Source organism: Xanthomonas sp. JL1 (genome assembly GCF_038405005.1).
In genome coordinates this window covers 1-17,757 of the sequence record NZ_JBBYGR010000064.1, presented here as the reverse complement: position 1 = coordinate 17,757, position 17,757 = coordinate 1, and the positions used below count along the sequence as shown (strand labels likewise).

Genomic DNA, 17,757 nt, shown 5'->3' with positions numbered 1-17,757 from the left:
GGACCCATGCAAAGTCGCTGAATTTTGGTGGCCGTTACTTTCGCCGGGTCTTGCCTGCCGCACCGGCCGTCTCGCTGCCGGTGTCGAACTGCTGCTTGGTGAATTGGCCAAGCTCGCTGGACATCTTCAACCCCAGCCCGACCACTTCCTGATTGACCGAGGCCAGACGTTCCAGGTTGTCGCGCGCCACCTGCAAGCCTTTCGGCCAGAGCATCTGGTAGGCACCTAGATCGCGCGCCTGCGCAAACTCACCGAAGAAACTGCTCGTGGCGTTGATATTCTGTTCCAGCGTCTCAAATGCCAACTGGTTGGCACGGGCAGCAGCAGAGGCGAACTGACTGGTAAAGCGGTTTTCGAACTGCGCCGACATTGCGAACCCCTTGGGGAAGGCCGTGACCGTTTGTTGCGTTGCAGCATACGCCGTTGTCGCTGCGATGCAACGCGCTTGCTGAAGATTTTCCAAACGGCTTGAGAAGTGCTTTTCGATCAATAGGTTGGCTGGTTCCTTAAATCATAAAAGCGGCCCAGTGGGCGGCTTCATGTCAGAGGACTGCGCTACCGATCAACCGCGGTAGCGACATCCGGAGGTGCAGGTTTCATGCACCACGATCTCGCTGAGCTGCGGCAGCGTCGGCTTGAGCTGCTGCCAGATCCAGATCGCAAGGCGTTCGCTGGTGGGGTTTTCCAGCCCTTCGATATCGTTGAGATAGTGGTGGTCCAGGCGGTCGTAGATCGGCTGGAAGGCGGCCTTGATGTCGCCGAAATCCATGATCCATCCGGTCTCGGCGCCGGGTTCGCCGCTGACATGCAACTCCACCCGGAAGGAGTGCCCGTGCAGGCGCGCGCATTTGTGCCCAGGCGGCACGTTGGGAAGCCGGTGCGCGGCTTCGAGCGTGAAGACTTTGAAGATATCCATGCGCGGCATTGTAAGTGCGCTGGGCCCTCTGCAGCCGACGGCAAGCGCAACGCTGCGGTGCTTTTGCAACGCGACGAAGCCATGGTGGCCGCTTGCATGCCACATCCGCAGGCAGTGCTGCGCGAATGCCTGGCGCGCTGACGATCGCGTCCGTCACCAAGGTGCGGCATTGCCGCGCTCTTGAGGTGCCTGGTCGCACGCGGATAAAGCATGGTTGCTGAGACACGTGCATCGCCCACAAAAAAGCTGCCCCGAAGGCCAATGCCAGTCGGTTAAGCTGAGATGGCTGGCTTGATGTAGGAAGGGGGGGGCGTGTTCATAACGCTCCCGTTTTGCCGTGCGTCTTCTGCAAGAAACCCTGAATCAGACCCTGCATCACCTCCCCGACGATGGGCTGGGCGCGCTGTCCTCCTTAGCGCGTACCGCTCGGACGCTGACCACCGCGACCGCCGTCGCGACGGCCTGCACCCGGGCCAGCGTTGGCCTGACGCGGCCCGCCGCTGCGCTGGCCACCCGGCTTCTTCGGGCCGGCATGCGCGTGCGCCTGACGCGGTGCATCGCCATGCGGGCGACGGGCGTGGCTCTTGCGCGGGGCGCGATCGCCGCCCGGCTGCTCGGCGCGACCCGGTGCGCTGTTGCCCCAACGGATCGGCGTCTGCGGCTCGTAGCCCGGCACGTCGCGGATTTCCACGTCGCGGCCCAGCATGCGCACGATCTGACGCAGCAGCTTGGCTTCGTCCTGCGCCACCAGCGAGATCGCCTCGCCGGTGGAGCCGTTACGGCCGGTGCGGCCGATGCGGTGCACGTAATCCTCGGCCACCATCGGCAGGTCGTAGTTGATGACCTTCGGCAGCTGGTCGATATCGATCCCGCGCGCAGCGATATCGGTGGCGACCAGCACGGTCACGCGGCCGGCCTTGAAGTCGCTCAGGGCACGCATGCGCTGGCCCTGGCTCTTGTTGCCGTGGATGGCCGCGGTCTTGATGCCCGACTTCTCCAGGAACAGCGCCAGCTTGTCGCTGCCGTGCTTGGTGCGCGCGAACACCAGGGTCTGTTCGCGGCTGTCCTGCGCCAGCAGGTGCAGCAGCAGATCGCGCTTGCGCGCGCCATCGACCGGGTGCACGCGGTGGGTGATGCTCTCGGCCACGGTGTTGCTCGGGGTGACCTGGATCTGCATCGGGTTGCGCATGAACTCCAGCGCCAGCTGCTTGATGTTCTCTTCGAAGGTCGCGGAGAACAGCAGGGTCTGACGGTCCTGGCGCGGCAGCTTGGTCAGGATGCGCTTGATCGACGGCAAGAAGCCCATGTCGAGCATGCGGTCGGCTTCGTCCAGGATCAGCACTTCGATGCCGGACAGGTCCACGCTGCGGCGCTCGATATGATCGATCAGCCGGCCCGGGCAGGCGATCAGCAGGTCCACGCCACGGCGCAGGGTGTCGAGCTGGTTGCCCATGCCCACGCCGCCGTAGATCACTGCGCTGGGAATGCGCAGGTACTTGCTGTAGCCGCGCAGGCTGTCATGCACCTGGGTGGCCAGTTCGCGGGTGGGGGTCAGGATCAGCGCGCGCGGCTTGCGCGGGCCGTTGACCGGCTGCGGCGAGGTGCCCAGGTGCTGCAGCAGCGGCAGGCCGAAGGCGGCGGTCTTGCCGGTACCGGTCTGCGCGCCGGCCAGCAGGTCGTGACCGGCCAGCACCAACGGGATCGCCTGCTGCTGGATTGCAGTGGGGGTTTCATAGCCCTGCTCGGCCAACGCGCGCAGCAGGAAGGGCGCAAGGCCCAGGGATTCAAAAGACATCAGGAAGCTCCAGGTAAAGCGTCGCCACCAAGCCAGGCCCGGAGCGCAAACGCATTGCAGATGCAAAAGCAAGTGAGGCTCGGAGCGTTCCCGTGAACCGCGCTGCGAGATGGTGGATCAACCCGATCAAGGAACGATGGGTTTGTCGGCACCACGAAAGGCGTCGGGTGGGGCGGGCGAGCGGATCGGTCGATCCTGGTCTCGCCGGCTGTCCCTAAGGGAAACGGACGGCCGCATGCAGACCCGGCAAGTGTACTCGCGTTTGGCGCGCTGCACAAAATTCCGTCACCGCAGTTGTGGTAACGGCCATCTGTTTCATATGCAACCACTGTTGCTTCAGGCCGTACAATCTCCCGATCAGCCACAGCACAGGATGGTCATGAAGCTAGGTTCCTTGAAGGACGGCGGCCGCGACGGCAGCCTGATCGTGGTTTCGCGCGATCTGCGCACCGCCGTGCGCGCCACCGGCATCGCGCCCACGCTGCAGCGCGCGCTGGAAGACTGGAGCAACGTCGCGCCGCGCCTGAACGCCTTATCGGCCTCGCTCAACGACGGCAGTGCCGACGGGGTCTTCGACCTGGAGATGCAGGCTTTGGCGGCCCCGCTGCCACGCGCCTACGAATTCGTCGACGGCAGCGCCTACCTGCCGCATGTGGAACGGGTACGTCGCGCGCGCAATGCCGACGTGCCGGAAAGCTTCTACACCGACCCGTTGATGTACCAGGCCACCAGCGCCGGCTTCTACGGCCCGCGCGACGGCATCAAGGTGATCAGCGAGGACTACGGCATCGACCTGGAAGCGGAGATTGTGGTCATCACCGACGATGTGCCGATGGGCGCCTCGCCCGAGCAGGCGACCGCGCATATCCAGTTAGTGGGGCTGGTCAACGATGTCTCGCTGCGCAACCTGATTCCGGCCGAACTCGCCAAGGGCTTTGGTTTCGTGCAATCCAAGCCGCGTTCGGCGCTGTCGCCGGTGTTCGTCACCCCCGACGAGCTGGACGATGCCTGGCGCGACAACAAGGTGCATCTGCCGCTGGTGACGCACATCAACGGCGCCTGGTTCGGCGCTCCCGAAGCCGGCAACGACATGCAGTTCGATTTCGCCCAGCTGATCGCCCACGCCGCCAAGACCCGTCCGTTGTCGGCCGGCACGATCGTGGGCTCGGGCACCATCGCCAATCAGGACACCACGCTGGGCGCCTCGTGTTTTGCCGAACAGCGCGTGATCGAGACCCTGCGCGACGGCAAGCCGAGCACGCCATTCATGGCGTTCGGCGACGTGGTGCGGATCGAGATGTTCGATGCCAGCGGCGTCAGCATCTTCGGCGCGATCGAACAGCGCGTTGAGCGGCAGCCGCTGCCATGACCGGTTGCTCACCTTCCATGAGCGTCTGCAGTCAGGCTGGCGTATGAGCGCGCCCTATCGCGTGCGCATTGGGCTGGACATAAAGGCGCTGGCGTACGTCACGCACCCGGTGCATCTGGTGCGCGATGGCGGCGAGCAGCATGCCGCCGCGTACGCGCAGCTCAATCCACAGCAGTTGGTTCCGACGCTGCGCCACGGCGCAGTGGTGGTTCCGCAGTCGCTGGCGATCCTGGAGTATCTGGAAGAAGCGTTTCCATACAGTGCGCGGCTGCTGCCGGCAGCACCGTCCGAACGCGCCCGTGTGCGCGCACTTGCCCAAGCCATCGCCTGCGATGTGCACCTGCTCAATAACCTGCGCGTGATGCAGTTGCTCGAGCGCGAGTGGCAACGCGATGCCGCGCAGCGCCTGCACTGGATGCAGCACTGGATGCAGCAAGGGTTTGCGGCGCTGGAACTGCAGCTGGCCAACGAACCGTACACCGCAAGCTTCTGCCATGGCGACACGCCGGGCTTGGCCGATTGCGTGTTGATTCCGCAGCTCTATAACGCGCGCCGGTTCGAAGTAGATCTTGCGCCTTATCCCACCCTGCAGCGTATTGAACAGGCCTGCCTGGCACTGCCGGCGTTCGATGCCGCGCGGCCGGAAATGCAGATTGATGCAGTGGTGTGAGGCGGAGGGTAAGAGAGGGTAGGTAGGACCCTCTCCTCTGTGCTGCGGGCAGCTTCACCGGTGCTGCGATAGCAAACGCGGATTGTGCGCCGTTCTTTAAAGTCGCGGTCAGCCCGGCGCTAGGTCTGTCATCAACATAGAACTGGCACTCGCCTCAAGGCAGGCTTTGAAGGCACGCAAGACGCGTTTGCCTCCCTTCCTCCGCGATCGCAAGAAGGGGGATGCGGTAGCGGATAAAGGCAAGTCGCGATCGCTGCGCGACCGGACGCATCCATCAATACGTCAATCGATCAGTACCAACGCGGTCAGTCGCTGGCCGGAACCAGCGACAAGGCCGCTTAAATAAACCCGTGGCTGATCTTCGGCGCAGCCGGCGTTTCGTAATCCGCGTACGGGTCGTGCTCGCCGGAGCCGTCTTCGGAGAGACGGAACTTCAGCGCCAGGCCGTCGCGCGAGTCGGCGGCACGCAGCGCTTCTTCCTGCTCGATTTCGCCCGACTTCACCATGCGGAACAGGCACTGGTCGAAGGTCTGCATGCCTTCTTCCAGCGACTCTTCCATCGCCTGCTTGACCTCGTGCACCTGGCCGCGGCGTAGCAGGTCGCGGATCATCGGCGTATTGAGCAGTACTTCGGTGGCCGGGCGGCGACGGCCGTCCAGGCCCTTGACCAGACGCTGGGAGATGACCGCGCGCAGGTTGAGCGCCAGGTTCATCAGCACGTTATTGTGCGCGCTTTCCGGGAAGAAATTGAGGATACGCTCGATGGTCTGGTCGGCATTGTTGGAGTGCAGCGTGGCCAGGCACAGGTGGCCGGTTTCGGCGAAGGCGATCGCTGCCTCCATGGTCTCGGCGTCCAGGATCTCGCCGATCAGGATCACGTCCGGCGCCTCGCGCATCGCATTCTTCAGCGCGCTCTGGAAAGCATGGGTATCCAGGCCCACCTCGCGCTGGTTCACGATCGACATCTTGTGCTTGTGCAGATATTCGATCGGGTCCTCGATGGTGAGGATGTGCCCGGTGGTTGTGCTGTTGCGGTGGTCGATCATCGCGGCAAGCGAGGTCGACTTGCCCGAGCCGGTCGAGCCCACCACCAGCACCAGCCCGCGCGGGGCCATGATGATGTCCTTGAGCACCTGTGGCAGGTGGAGCTCTTCGATGCTGGGGATCCGGCTGCGAATGGCACGGATCACCATGCCTACCTCACCGCGCTGTTTGAACGCGTTCACGCGGAAGCGGCCGGCGTCGGGCAGGGCGATGGCAATGTTGAGTTCGAGTTCGCGCTCGAACTGCGGCACCTGGCCCTCGTCCATCAGTGAGTAAGCGATTTTCTTGACCATCCCCGGCGGCAATCCCGTATTGCCGAGCGGGTAAAGCTTGCCTTCGATCTTGATGTGCACCGGCGCGCCGGTGGTCAAGAACATGTCCGAGGCATTCTTTTCGGTCATCAGCTTCAGGAAGTAGCCGATATCCATGCGCAATGGTTCCCCAACAAACAGCAGCGTCTCGTTGCAAGTCCGCCGCAGGCTTCCGACAATGGCCGTGCTCGAGACTTCTCGCTACGGCTCCCCTAATGACGGCTAGCTTCGCATACTTGCGGCGATCCCTGTATGGCATCGCCTGTTTCATCGTTCTTTCCTCTCCGGCCGCCGCCCAGGTGGCACCGGAGCTCACCGCTGCCGAACAGGCCGTGCAACGCGCCACGCAGGCCGATGCCGACCAATACGCCCCGGATCTGGTCAACCTGGCACGCCAGGAACTGATGCAGGCCCAGCAGGCGCAACTTGACAAGCGCCAGCGCAAGCAGGTGCCCCAGATCGCTTTACGCGCAGCTGCCGACGCCGATCTGGCCAAGGCACGCAGCGAAGAGGCGGTGGTCACCGCCCAACTGGAACAGCGCAAGAAGGAAGTGGCGCAGTTGCAGAGCACACTCAACACCGGGGAGAGCGGCCGATGAAACTGCGCCCACTGCTCTATCTCGGTGTCTTGAGCCTGGCTGCGTTGCCGCCGCTGGCGATGGCGGCCAAGGACGACCCGCAGGCCGACGCGCTCAACCGGCGTCTGGCCGCGCTGCAAAACGATCCGCAAACCAACGAGCTGGCCCGCTTCGAACGGCTGCAGGCGCAGCAGAGCGTCGCTGCGCTGGCCGAAGCCAAGCGGCGCGACCGCGACGAGCTGGTGTTTCTGGCCGATCGCCGGGTCGAGATCGCCGAACTCACTGCCCGTACCGCGCTGGCACGGCGTGAGCTGGACCGGCTGGAAGGTACGCGCAACGACTTGCTGATCGAAGCCAGTCGCCGCGACGCTGCGCGTGCGCGCCAGGAGGCAGAACGTCTGCGCGTGCAGGCGCAGATCCAGACCGAGGCCGCCGAGCAGGCACGCCAGTCCGCCGAACAGGAGGCGCTTGCCCGGCAGGACGCCGAGCTGGCGCTGACCAGCGTGGCCGGTAGGCAGACCGCCAAGCTCAACGCGGCCCAGCAGAAGGCAGTACAGCTGGCGCATGAGGAAGCCGAGCTGGTGGCCGGGGCCAAGTTGCCGGCTGCCAAGTTCGACAGCCGTGGCGAAGTGTTCTCGCTGGGCAGTGGCGCCTTCGGTGGCAAGGCGGCGCTGTCCGGCGATGCCGCCGGGCAGGCCAAGGCCTTGGCCGAATATCTGAACATCGGCAAGAAGGGCCGGGTCAGCATCGTCGGGTTCGACAACGACGCAGCCACCGCGAAGAAGCGTGCCGAAGCACTACGCGATGCCTTGGTGGCGGGCGGGGTGGCGGCCTCGCGGCTGCAGGTCACCGGTACCAAAGGCGCGGCCAACAAGACCCGTGCGGCCGAGGTCGTTGTCGCGCCCTGACGGCAAGTGATTGGAAGTTAAAGCCTTTTAACCGGGGCATGACGCTTGGTTGAACCGCAGTCACCAATTGCGACAATGAACGGCAAATGTGGCTGTTTCGGTCTTGAACCCCCTCCGCGACCGGCGTAGGGTCGTATCTCCGGGCAGCAACTCCGCTGCCCGGGAAGTACGGAGGGCCGCGCCAGTGACGCAAAGGCACGCAACAATGCAAGAGGGTGGAGTGGTTGTTGCTGGTTCCGCCCGTGTGTCTGCCTGTGCAACGCGTTGGTCTTCCATTTCCAAGCTCCGCCCCGTGCCTTTGCTGGCCGGGGCGTTCTTGTTTCAGTGAAGGAGGTAACGCCATGTTCGAAGGGCAACCGCAGACCGAAATCGACGCATTGATGAAGTCCGATCCCCAGTTCAAGCAGCTCTACCAACGTCACAAGCTGTTGAACAAGAAATGCATGGATGCCGAACTCGGGGTGCTCCCGATCGACGACGTCACCTTGGGCCAGATGAAGCGCGAGAAGTTGCAGGCCAAAGAAAAGCTCACCCGGATGTACGACCAGCTCACGCACTGATCCTTCCCCACCGTTAGAACAAGTTCACCGCCGCGGGCGGTGGCGGCCTCCTCGTCGGCTTGCCACCGTCCGCGTCTTTAGTTTGCAGTGCTGCGTTTCCGGTCCAGTGGCACGTTTGCGCAGTGGTTGAGCTTGTTCGTTTCATCGGCCTGCATGATCGTTTCAAGGCTGAATGCGCATTCCCCAGCTGTTCGTCGGATAATGACCGGCCCAGCCCGTGTGGCGCAGCGACGATATGCCGATGGCGATTCATTCCTCCGTACTCGAACTGATTGGCAACACGCCGATCGTCAAGGCCCAGCGCCTGGACACCGGCGTCTGCGAGCTGTTCCTCAAGCTGGAGGCGAGTAATCCTGGCGGATCGATCAAGGACCGCATCGGTCTGTCGATGATCGAAGCGGCCGAGCAGCGCGGCGATCTCACGCCCGGCGCCACCCTGGTGGAGGGCACCGCCGGCAACACCGGTCTGGGCTTGGCCCTGGTGGCGCAGCAGAAGGGCTACCAGTTGATCCTGGTGGTGCCGGACAAGATGAGCCGCGAGAAGATCTTCAATCTCAAGGCCATGGGCGCCAACGTGGTGCTGACCCGCTCGGATGTGGCCAAGGGCCACCCGGAGTACTACCAGGACCTGGCCGCCAAGATCGCTGCCGAAACGCCGGGGGCCTACTTCATCAACCAGTTCGGCAACCCGGACAACCCGGCCGCGCACGAATTCGGCACCGGCCCGGAGATCCTGGCGCAGATGGACGGCCAGCTGGACGCCATCGTGTTCGGCTGCGGCAGCTCCGGCACCATGACTGGCCTGTCGCGCGCCTTCGCCAGCGCCTCGCCGCACACCGAACTGGTGCTGGCCGACCCGGTCGGCTCGATCCTGACCCAGTACATCGAAGAAGGCACGGTCAGCGAAAAGTCGGGCAGCTGGCTGGTCGAAGGCATCGGCGAAGACTTCTTGCCGGACATCTCCGACTTTTCGCGCGTCAAGAAGGCCTATTCCATCAGCGATGCGGAAAGCTTCCACACCGCGCGCGAATTGCTGGCCAAAGAGGGCGTCCTCGGCGGCTCGTCCACCGGCACCTTGCTGGCCGCGGCGCTGAAGTATTGCCGCGAGCAGACCACGCCCAAGCGCGTGCTGGTGTTCGTCTGCGATACCGGCAACAAGTATCTGTCGAAGATGTACAACGACTACTGGATGCTCGACAACGGCTTTTTGGAGCGCCCGCAATACGGCGATCTGCGCGACCTGATCCTTCGCCCGTACAACAAGCGCGACACCGTGGTGGTGGGCCCGAAGGATCTGCTGACCACCGCCTACCAGCGCATGAAACTGTACGATGTGTCGCAGCTGCCGGTGATCGACGATGGCGAATTGGTCGGCATCGTCGACGAGAGCGACGTGCTGCTGCATGTCTATGGCGACGAGGCGCGCTTCCGCGACCCGATCTCCACCGCCATGGTGAGCAAGCTGGATCGTCTGGACGTCGCATCGCCCATCGAAGCGCTGTTGCCGGTGTTCGACCGCGGCCAGGTCGCCATCGTCATGAACGGCAAGCAGTTTCTTGGCCTGATCACCCGCATCGACCTGCTCAACTACCTGCGCCGTCGCGTGCAGTGAATCCCGTGCAGCCGCGCGTTTCGATGAGACGCGCGGCACGGGCCATTCAGACCCGCTTGTTACAATCGCCCACTTTTTCCGGGAACCTCCATGTCCAACCGCACCACTCATAGCCATGACGGCGATCGCGCGCTGTCGCTTGCAACGCTGGCGATCCATGGAGGGCAGTCGCCGGATCCCAGCACCGGCGCAGTGATGCCGCCGATCTACGCCACGTCCACGTATGCGCAATCCAGCCCCGGCGAACACCAGGGATTTGAGTATTCGCGCACACATAACCCGACGCGGTTCGCCTACGAGCGCTGCGTGGCCGCACTGGAAGGCGGCACGCGCGCGTTCGCGTTCGCCTCCGGCATGGCTGCCACTTCCACCGTGATGGAGTTGCTGGATGCCGGCAGCCACGTGGTGGCGATGGACGATCTGTACGGCGGCACCTTCCGCCTGTTCGAGCGCGTGCGCCGTCGCACCGCCGGCCTGGATTTCAGTTTCGTCGACCTGACCGACCCGGCCGCGTTTAAGGCGGCGATCCGCGCAGACACCAAGATGGTGTGGATCGAAACGCCGACCAACCCGATGCTCAAGCTGGTCGACATCGCCGCCATTGCGGTGATCGCGCGCAAGCATGGCCTGTTGACCGTGGTCGACAACACCTTTGCCTCGCCGATGCTGCAGCGCCCGCTCAGCCTGGGCGCCGACCTCGTCGTGCACTCGGCCACCAAGTACCTCAACGGCCACTCGGACATGGTGGGCGGCATTGCGGTGGTGGGCGACAACGCCGAGCTCGCCGAGCAGATGGCGTTCCTGCAGAACTCCATCGGTGGCGTGCAAGGCCCGTTCGACAGCTTCCTCGCGCTACGCGGATTGAAGACCTTGCCGCTGCGCATGCGCGCGCACTGCGAAAATGCCCTGGCGCTGGCGCAATGGCTGGAAACGCACCCCGCCATCGAAAAGGTGATCTACCCCGGCCTGGCCTCGCACCCGCAGCATGTGCTCGCGAAACGCCAGATGTCCGGCTTCGGCGGCATCGTCTCCATCGTCCTCAAGGGCGGCTTCGACGCAGCCAAGCGTTTCTGCGAGAAGACCGAGCTGTTCACCCTGGCCGAATCGCTCGGTGGTGTTGAAAGCCTGGTGAACCATCCCGCCGTCATGACGCACGCCTCCATCCCCGTTGCCCGCCGCGAGCAGCTCGGCATCAGCGATGCGCTGGTGCGGTTGAGCGTGGGAATCGAGGATCTTGGGGATTTGCGTGGGGATTTGGAGCGGGCGTTGGTGAATCAAAATTGAGGCGTTTATTGTTATATGGTGCTGTATCTGTTGCTGGAGGTAGTTTGTGCTAAAGAATTTTTCAAATACAAGGCCTACTACGATACCGCGGGGAACCAGTAATTGGCCGCTAGAGCGAGTGGCCACGGATGCTGGGGAACTTTGGTTTCCGGTAGCAGACCAAGTGATGCGCGAGTATGCGCGCAATAGTGGTCGCTGGGATCCGCATGTCGGTCAGGTCCTTCTGGAGTGTTGTGCAAGCCATAAGGACGGCTTATTCATCGATATTGGCGCTAACGTCGGTTATTTCTCGTGCCTGTTGTCTAAGCACTTTCCGAGTCTGAAGACGTATGCCTTCGAGCCGCAACCGCTTATTCACGACGTTCTTGCGCTCAATGCTTGGACTTATGGTGCCCGCATCCAGCTCCATTCATGCGCGCTTGGATCCAGTCGTGGGACAGTGGCGCTGGAAACAGCGGTTAATAATCTAGGTGACACCCGTGGTGTAGAAGGAAATTTTGCGAGTACTGTGGCGCCTCTCATTAGCCTGGATGAGCTATATCCTGATCTGAACGCGAGTATTGTAAAAATTGATGTGCAGGGTGCCGAACTAGACGTGATACGTGGAATGGTTGGCGTCATTCGTCGATCGCCAAGTATCAGGATTGTTGTAGAGTTCGGGCCCGATCTCGCCGTTGCTGAGCATTTTGCGCCCGATATGGTGTTGGATGTTTATCGATCACTTGGCTTTCGTATTTTGCTTATTAGAAATGGGCAGTTGAACGAGGCAAGCAACGCGGAAATTCTGCGCTATTGCAGTTCCGCCGGTCCCATGGCGCAAGCAGATTTGTTGCTGCTACGTGCTTGATGCAAGATAAAATACAAATACAGGAAATTCGAAAATGGAGAAGGCAGTAATTGTTACCGGTGGAGCCGGCTTCATCGGATGCGCGCTATCTGGCCAGCTCAAAGCATTTGGTCTGCCAGTAGTTGCGATCGATAATCTTCATCCACAGATTCATGCTGAGTCCAAGCGACCAGAGGTGCTTGACGAGGCGGCGCACCTGCACATTGGCGACGTTACCGAAGAAAACACCTGGGGCCAAGTGCTCGAAAATTGGCAGCCGACCATTGTCGTCCACTTGGCTGCGGAGACAGGGACCGGTCAGTCATTGACCGAGGCCACTCGTCATGCACACGTAAACGTGGTAGGCACCACCGCAATGCTAGATGCGTTTTCCGCACGCAAACTAGTTCCTGAACATGTTTTGCTTGCGTCTAGCCGAGCTGTTTACGGTGAAGGTGCATGGTTGGATGCAAATGGCACAACCTTTTATCCACCGCCACGTTCGCATGAAGTGCTGGCGCGTTCACAGTGGAATCCACTATCGCCGTCTGGTAGGGGGGCTGCTTCCCCGTTGTCGCACCGTGCGGATACTGTTTTTCCTAATCCCACTAGCGTATATGGAGCAACTAAGCTTGCTCAAGAACATATTCTTGCTGCGTGGTGTGGCGCCATGCAGGTTCCGCTGTCGGTATTCCGGCTTCAGAATGTCTATGGCCCCGGCCAATCGCCATTCAATTCATACACGGGTATTATCACGCTGTTTCATCGTATGGCGCGGAAAGCCCAGACGCTAGAAATTTATGAGGATGGCGAAATCGGGCGTGATTTCGTCTTTATCGATGATGTAGTAGTCGCCTTGATGGCAGGTCTGCGTCAGCCACCCGCTGGCTTGCGTACGCTAGATGTTGGTAGCGGCGTCGTTACTACGATCGCCGAGGCTGCAAAGTCGATCGCTGCTATGCACGGTGCGCCGGATCCGCAAATCAGCGGGAAATTTCGTGATGGCGATGTGCGCTGGGCGGTAGCGGATGGTGCTCCTCTCGAACAGTCTCTTGGTGTGCAGGCTCGTATAAATTTTCAGGAAGGCGCCAATCGTGTCGGCGAGTGGCTGATCGCTCGGGGCTATGCATGAATTCGTTTGACGAGAAAACGCAAAAAGAAGAGGTGGGCGTTGTCTCTGTGGCTGCGATGACTGGTGCTCCACGGGATTGGATAGACTCAGTGCGGTCATTGTTGGAACTGAGAGGCAGCTGCGAGTGTGAAATCGTTGCTTGGGACAATGTCAGTGCTTCCCGCGATTTTAACGGCAGTAAGGCGCGGATCAGCGCGGCTTGGACATTGTCGGCAGCCGTTACCGCTATCATCAGCGAACGCTCCTCAATAGAAGCTATTTTGATCGCTGTTTCGCCTGTTGTAGTGCCGGTGGAACTCCTAGATCGAGCATTAGAATGGATGCAGAATGACCAGCGTATTGGGACCGTTTCGTTTCTATCCAATGCTGCTGGTGCACTGAGTTTTCCGCATCGCAATTCGCCGACTCCCTATGGGATTCCTGGAATGGATGAGTCTGGTGTCTGTAGAACGCTTCGTGATGCGTCGCCTGACAGTGGCCCGGTATCACTACAGGTTCCAGTAGGTGCAGTGGTGTTGGTCAATGCGCGCGTAATCAGAGCCGTCGGTGGATTCGATCCGGAAAGCGACTCCAATCCTTCAGAATCCTTAGCCGAGTTCGCTCTAAGGACAGCACGACGTGGTTTTAGGCACGTGCTTGATGCGGGCTCTTACGTTACTACACAGTGGAGCAGCGTCGGAGCCCCAACTGAAGCAAGTGATGACCCTCGATCGCGACAGCGCTTACATGCGCATGACGGCTCTTTTCCTGCATTGCACGATCATCTACGTTCGTCAAAAGTAGGCGCTTTGGCAATCGCGCTGGATGTCGCACGTAGCAAGATTCAAGGGTTACGCGTTCTGATTGATGGTTCCTGCTTGGGTCCGATGGAGATGGGAACACAGGTGCAAACATTGGCGCTAGTTCGCTCACTGCTAAAGCGTGACGATATTAGTCGGGTGGTGCTTGCTGTGCCTAATGGAATATTACCCGCATATGCGCGTGACCTACTTCTGCAATCAAAACTGACTATCTGCGATGCCACTGATCTAATGTTTCATGGAGCTGAACAGGTCGATATTTTGCATCGTCCTTTCCAGCCAGATCGGCAGATTCCCTGGGAGCGTTGGCGTCAACTGTCCAAACGCATTGTTGTTACCTTGCAGGATCTTATTGCCTATCGCGTCGGCAGCTATCATGAGACAGGTCAACGTTGGCTAGAATATCGGAGGAACATCGAAATCGCCGCAGGTCGTTCTGACGCTATCGTGGCGATCTCTGATGATACTTCCGAGTCGATCATTGATGAGCGTTTGGCGGTTGAGCTCCAGCGAATTTATGTGGTGAAGAACGGCGGTGACCACCTGACTGATACAGATGTGGAGAAAGTGCCTCCGGCACTCGTCGAAAAGGGGCTGGTTGCCGCGCAGTTTTTGTTGGTACTGGGTGCGAGCTATAGCCATAAGAATCGTGACCTGGCTATCCTGGCTTGGAAAGAGTTGCGTCGACGCGGCCACAATATCGCCTTAGTTATGGCTGGTGCAGTGGTCGCCAAGGGAAGCTCTCGGCAAGAAGAAGCAGTCGCCCGCTGGGGCGCTGACGAAGAGCAACTTGTAATAATGCCAGATGTAAGTAGTGCGGTCAGGAACTGGTTATTGCGGCATGCCAGCATCGTGTTGTATCCAACCTCAGCGGAAGGCTTCGGCCTCGTCCCGTTTGAGGCTGCTTCTATGGGAACCCCAACGGCGCATGTGAGCTTCGGCCCACTTAGGGAGCTAATAGATTCGCCAGAACTTCCTCAGGATTGGGATCCGTTGCGCATGGCGGATCATTGCCAGCAGTTATTGCAAGATCCCCAGTTGGCCGGAAAAAATATCAAGCGTGTCCTTGCTAGCGGTGGGCGCCTCGTTTGGAGTGCGACTGCAGCCGATCTGACCGTGGCGTACCGTCAAACGCTTGCGTCCGCGCCGCGAAACTAATATTTCCAGAGGTTTAAAATATGAATACGACTGACCTTGATCAAATATCGCTTGAACAAGCACTCATTGACTTCGAAGTAGCCAATGCACGCGTGATGGACCTCACTTCGCGTCTGACCTCTATGAGTCGGGAGCTGATCCAGACTCGATCGGAATTGGAGCGCTTACGTATCGGTGCAGCGCCCATTTCGTACTCAGTCACCAATTTTGAGGGCTACGACGATGTCCATAATCGTTATGCGCAGATACGTGCATCGCGTTTGGTGAAGTTTGCTTCGATGTTTAGCAGTAAGCTGCGTCGGTGTCTGTAATGGACCGTCCTCGTATTCTTCATTGCATCACGGTGTATAACGGGCGGGCATTCGTACCTGCCGCAATCAAAAGTGCGCTGCGCCTAGATCAGCAGGAAGCACAAATAGATGTATTAGTCCTGGATGACGCGAGTCCCGAGCCCGGCTGGAGTGAGGAGCTGTCTGCGTTCTGTAAGGAGCGTGGCGTAATGTATTACTGTACTCCTCGCAACCTCGGTATCCCGCGCAATGTCAGTCTAGGAATGCTGACGGCTGTTAAGCGAGGTTACGACTATGTCGTTATTAGTAATTCAGATGTTCTGTACCCCCGAGACTTAATGGGACAGATGTTGCGAGCGTCCCGTCAAAATAATGTGGGTTCGGTGACTGCTTGGTCGAACAACGTTTCTCTATATTCGTTGCCTAACGAAGATCCTAATCGTTATCTGCATGATCAGAATGTAGTTGACTGGATGCATGCTACTTTGGCAGGTCATTTCGGTGACGCGGTTATGGATATCCCCGCAGGTATTTCTTTTTGTATCTTGATTTCTACTGATGTTGTTCGCAAGGTGGGAATCATGGATCCCTGCTTCGGGCGTGGCTATTGCGAGGAGACCGATTGGAGCCTACGTAGCCTTGCAGCCGGCTATCGGATTGCGTTGGCTCCTGGGACTTATGTTTTTCATCACGGACGTGGATCGAATTTGGATGCAGGTCTGGTTTCCTCGAATGCAACGACCGTGCCTGCAAATGAAGCCATCATCGACCTTCGCTATCCTCAATTTCGCAATCAGGTAGAAGCGTTTGTGCACTCAGGCGTGCTTTCGCGCGCGCATGATGATGCAATCTCTCATATTGTGCGGAGTGCTGGTAAACAATTTGGCTATTCGATAGACGTGGGTTGGATTGGGCGCGACCGGACTAACGAAGACGAAGTTAATATTTTGCTATCACCAAACGGTGCTAATGATCATATACAGGCGGTATTCAGAGGCTTCAGGCTCGATATGCAGGTGAGTCGCCGGAACCTGGGACAGGAGATCCGCAAGTTTTTCGGTCAAGACCCAACTGCCGTCAATTTGTATGATTCTGGCGCTCTCGCTACCGCGTTGAAGTCTGAATTCGCCAATGTTACTAACACCCGAACCAGTAATTATCCTGAGCGAGTATAGATACTATGGCTCAGTCTGAGTTGGCTCACCGCAGTAATAATTTTGATTTTATTCGCATTGTTGCCGCTACCAGCGTGCTGGTGAGCCATCATTTTGCTTTGGCCAAGCTGCCAGAACCACTGGTACTTCAATTCCAGACCTTGGGTGGTTATGGGGTCTTTATTTTCTTTTCGATTAGTGGTTTTTTAGTTGCGCAGAGTTGGCAGCGTGATCCTAGTCTTGTCCGTTTCACTTATCGGCGATTGCTTCGTATCTGGCCGGGTATGCTTTGCGTCCTTATTTTGTGTGCATTTTTACTCGGGCCAGCTGTTACGACGCTTTCTCTTAAGGAATACTTCTTAAATGAGTTAACTTGGACTTATTTCAAAACCATGCTGTTTCAAGTGCAGCCATTTTTGCAAGGTGTGTTTCCAGATAGTGCGGTTCCTTATATTCCCAACGGGGTGCTTTGGACTATTCCAATAGAGGTGCATTGCTATGGCTACCTCGCCATTCTAGGAGTAATTGGTGTATTGCGCTGGCGCTGGGTGCTTCTAGCTGCCACGGCAGCCTTAGCTGTTTATTACTATGGCTATCATGACGCTGAAAATGTATTCCGGGCTGGTGGTGGAAGAGTACATGAAATAGAATTCGCCACTTTCTTCTTCTCTGGTGTTCTCTTGCACTACTTTCGCGAGATATGGTCGAGTTGGAATCGAATTATTCCAAGTTTTTTGGTGGTTATGACAGCATTTTTGCTGCTTTTTCAAAACGACCATCAGTTGATCGCGGTCTTCTTGTTTACGCCTTTCTTCTTTGTAGTCTTGGGGAACTTGTCTTTTCCAATTATGAGAAGATTCGGCCGCTTCGGTGACATGTCCTACGGTATTTACATTTATGCTTTCCCAGTGCAGCAAACTCTATTTTGGCTTTGGGGTGAAAGTATTTCGTTTAATACAAGCCTCGCGCTAGCACTCACGATTACTGGGCTATTGGCCTGGATTTCTTGGCATCTTATCGAGCAGCCTGCCTTGCGGCTAAAGCCACGTACTCCAAAAAGGATTATGGCCGGTGAGTAATTGCGTCTTCCATTAGTTCCACTGTGTTACAAATAATCGTATCTTTGTGCCACTATTGGAAGACCTTCAGGCCGCGTGGGAGAGCTGTGTTGAATAGGTCACTGGAAGTGCGTTTTGAACAGTACGGGGAAGTAGTTGCTGCCGCCCTGTCCCATGCGGATCGCAAACAGCCCGCACACTGGTACCTGAAAGGGTTGCTACTGCCTGGAGGGCGCAAGAGCGTGGAGCCCATGGCCGCGCGGGTGCACCCGCAGAACGTGCGCTCAGCCCA

The 17,757-nt window shown here is 59.1% G+C and carries 18 protein-coding genes; 14 read left to right on the top strand and 4 right to left on the bottom strand.

Annotated features, from left to right (window positions below; all coding sequences use genetic code 11):
- Positions 1 to 34: 34 nt before the first annotated feature.
- The 3 genes from WJW29_RS15020 to WJW29_RS15010 all read right to left on the bottom strand — a co-directional run bounded on the left by WJW29_RS15020 (position 35) and on the right by WJW29_RS15010 (position 2,711).
- Complete coding sequence (locus tag WJW29_RS15020) at positions 35 to 370, bottom strand: phasin family protein (RefSeq protein ID WP_011407598.1); 336 nt, start codon at positions 368 to 370, stop codon at positions 35 to 37.
- A gap of 192 nt (positions 371 to 562) precedes the next feature.
- Positions 563 to 916, bottom strand: a complete 354-nt coding sequence (gene queD, locus WJW29_RS15015; protein WP_027703598.1) for a 6-carboxytetrahydropterin synthase QueD — start codon at positions 914 to 916, stop codon at positions 563 to 565.
- 412 nt (positions 917 to 1,328) lie between these two features.
- The gene (locus WJW29_RS15010; protein WP_011407600.1) at positions 1,329 to 2,711 is read right to left on the bottom strand and encodes a DEAD/DEAH box helicase; all 1,383 of its coding nucleotides are present in this window, start codon (positions 2,709 to 2,711) and stop codon (positions 1,329 to 1,331) included.
- Positions 2,712 to 3,021: 310 nt separating this feature from the next.
- Between WJW29_RS15010 and WJW29_RS15005 the strand changes: the two genes are divergently transcribed.
- Entirely contained in the window at positions 3,022 to 4,080 is a 1,059-nt protein-coding gene (locus WJW29_RS15005) for a fumarylacetoacetate hydrolase family protein (RefSeq protein WP_027703597.1), read from the top strand.
- A gap of 43 nt (positions 4,081 to 4,123) precedes the next feature.
- The gene (gene maiA, locus WJW29_RS15000) at positions 4,124 to 4,750 is read left to right on the top strand and encodes a maleylacetoacetate isomerase (protein ID WP_042464484.1); all 627 of its coding nucleotides are present in this window, start codon (positions 4,124 to 4,126) and stop codon (positions 4,748 to 4,750) included.
- A 338-nt stretch (positions 4,751 to 5,088) separates the two neighbouring features.
- Here the strand turns inward: maiA and WJW29_RS14995 are convergent, their stop codons facing one another.
- Positions 5,089 to 6,222 carry a PilT/PilU family type 4a pilus ATPase gene (locus WJW29_RS14995; RefSeq protein ID WP_011407601.1) on the bottom strand — a complete coding sequence of 378 codons (1,134 nt, stop codon included), beginning with the start codon at positions 6,220 to 6,222 and terminating at the stop codon, positions 5,089 to 5,091.
- A 98-nt stretch (positions 6,223 to 6,320) separates the two neighbouring features.
- Between WJW29_RS14995 and WJW29_RS14990 the strand changes: the two genes are divergently transcribed.
- From WJW29_RS14990 to WJW29_RS14935, 12 genes are all read left to right on the top strand, one after another.
- Positions 6,321 to 6,704 (top strand): DUF4398 domain-containing protein, encoded by a 384-nt coding sequence (locus WJW29_RS14990; RefSeq protein WP_011407602.1) that lies wholly within the window; start codon positions 6,321 to 6,323, stop codon positions 6,702 to 6,704.
- Entirely contained in the window at positions 6,701 to 7,591 is an 891-nt protein-coding gene (locus WJW29_RS14985) for a membrane protein (protein WP_011257662.1), read from the top strand. The genes WJW29_RS14990 and WJW29_RS14985 overlap by 4 nt, the downstream gene beginning before the upstream one ends.
- 341 nt (positions 7,592 to 7,932) lie before the next feature.
- Positions 7,933 to 8,151, top strand: a complete 219-nt coding sequence (locus WJW29_RS14980) for a YdcH family protein (RefSeq protein ID WP_003484103.1) — start codon at positions 7,933 to 7,935, stop codon at positions 8,149 to 8,151.
- 241 nt (positions 8,152 to 8,392) lie between these two features.
- Entirely contained in the window at positions 8,393 to 9,763 is a 1,371-nt protein-coding gene (locus WJW29_RS14975; RefSeq protein WP_011407603.1) for a pyridoxal-phosphate dependent enzyme, read from the top strand.
- Between the two features lie 90 nt (positions 9,764 to 9,853).
- Positions 9,854 to 11,047 (top strand): cystathionine gamma-synthase, encoded by a 1,194-nt coding sequence (locus tag WJW29_RS14970; RefSeq protein ID WP_011257665.1) that lies wholly within the window; start codon positions 9,854 to 9,856, stop codon positions 11,045 to 11,047.
- A 166-nt stretch (positions 11,048 to 11,213) separates the two neighbouring features.
- Positions 11,214 to 11,894 (top strand): FkbM family methyltransferase, encoded by a 681-nt coding sequence (locus tag WJW29_RS14965; protein WP_230455386.1) that lies wholly within the window; start codon positions 11,214 to 11,216, stop codon positions 11,892 to 11,894.
- A 34-nt stretch (positions 11,895 to 11,928) separates the two neighbouring features.
- On the top strand, positions 11,929 to 13,005 hold the full coding sequence (locus WJW29_RS14960; RefSeq protein WP_011407605.1) for an SDR family oxidoreductase: 1,077 nt from the start codon (positions 11,929 to 11,931) through the stop codon (positions 13,003 to 13,005).
- Complete coding sequence (locus WJW29_RS14955) at positions 13,002 to 14,963, top strand: glycosyltransferase (protein ID WP_228329681.1); 1,962 nt, start codon at positions 13,002 to 13,004, stop codon at positions 14,961 to 14,963. Before WJW29_RS14960 ends, WJW29_RS14955 begins: the two co-directional genes overlap by 4 nt.
- A 20-nt stretch (positions 14,964 to 14,983) precedes the next feature.
- Positions 14,984 to 15,274 carry a hypothetical protein gene (locus WJW29_RS14950; RefSeq protein WP_024744691.1) on the top strand — a complete coding sequence of 97 codons (291 nt, stop codon included), beginning with the start codon at positions 14,984 to 14,986 and terminating at the stop codon, positions 15,272 to 15,274.
- Positions 15,274 to 16,428 (top strand): glycosyltransferase, encoded by a 1,155-nt coding sequence (locus WJW29_RS14945; protein ID WP_228329682.1) that lies wholly within the window; start codon positions 15,274 to 15,276, stop codon positions 16,426 to 16,428. Before WJW29_RS14950 ends, WJW29_RS14945 begins: the two co-directional genes overlap by 1 nt.
- 5 nt (positions 16,429 to 16,433) lie before the next feature.
- The gene (locus WJW29_RS14940) at positions 16,434 to 17,486 is read left to right on the top strand and encodes an acyltransferase (RefSeq protein ID WP_011257669.1); all 1,053 of its coding nucleotides are present in this window, start codon (positions 16,434 to 16,436) and stop codon (positions 17,484 to 17,486) included.
- Positions 17,487 to 17,572: 86 nt separating this feature from the next.
- Positions 17,573 to 17,757 (top strand): transposase (locus tag WJW29_RS14935; RefSeq protein ID WP_146772423.1); only part of this gene is annotated, 185 nt, incomplete at its 3' end.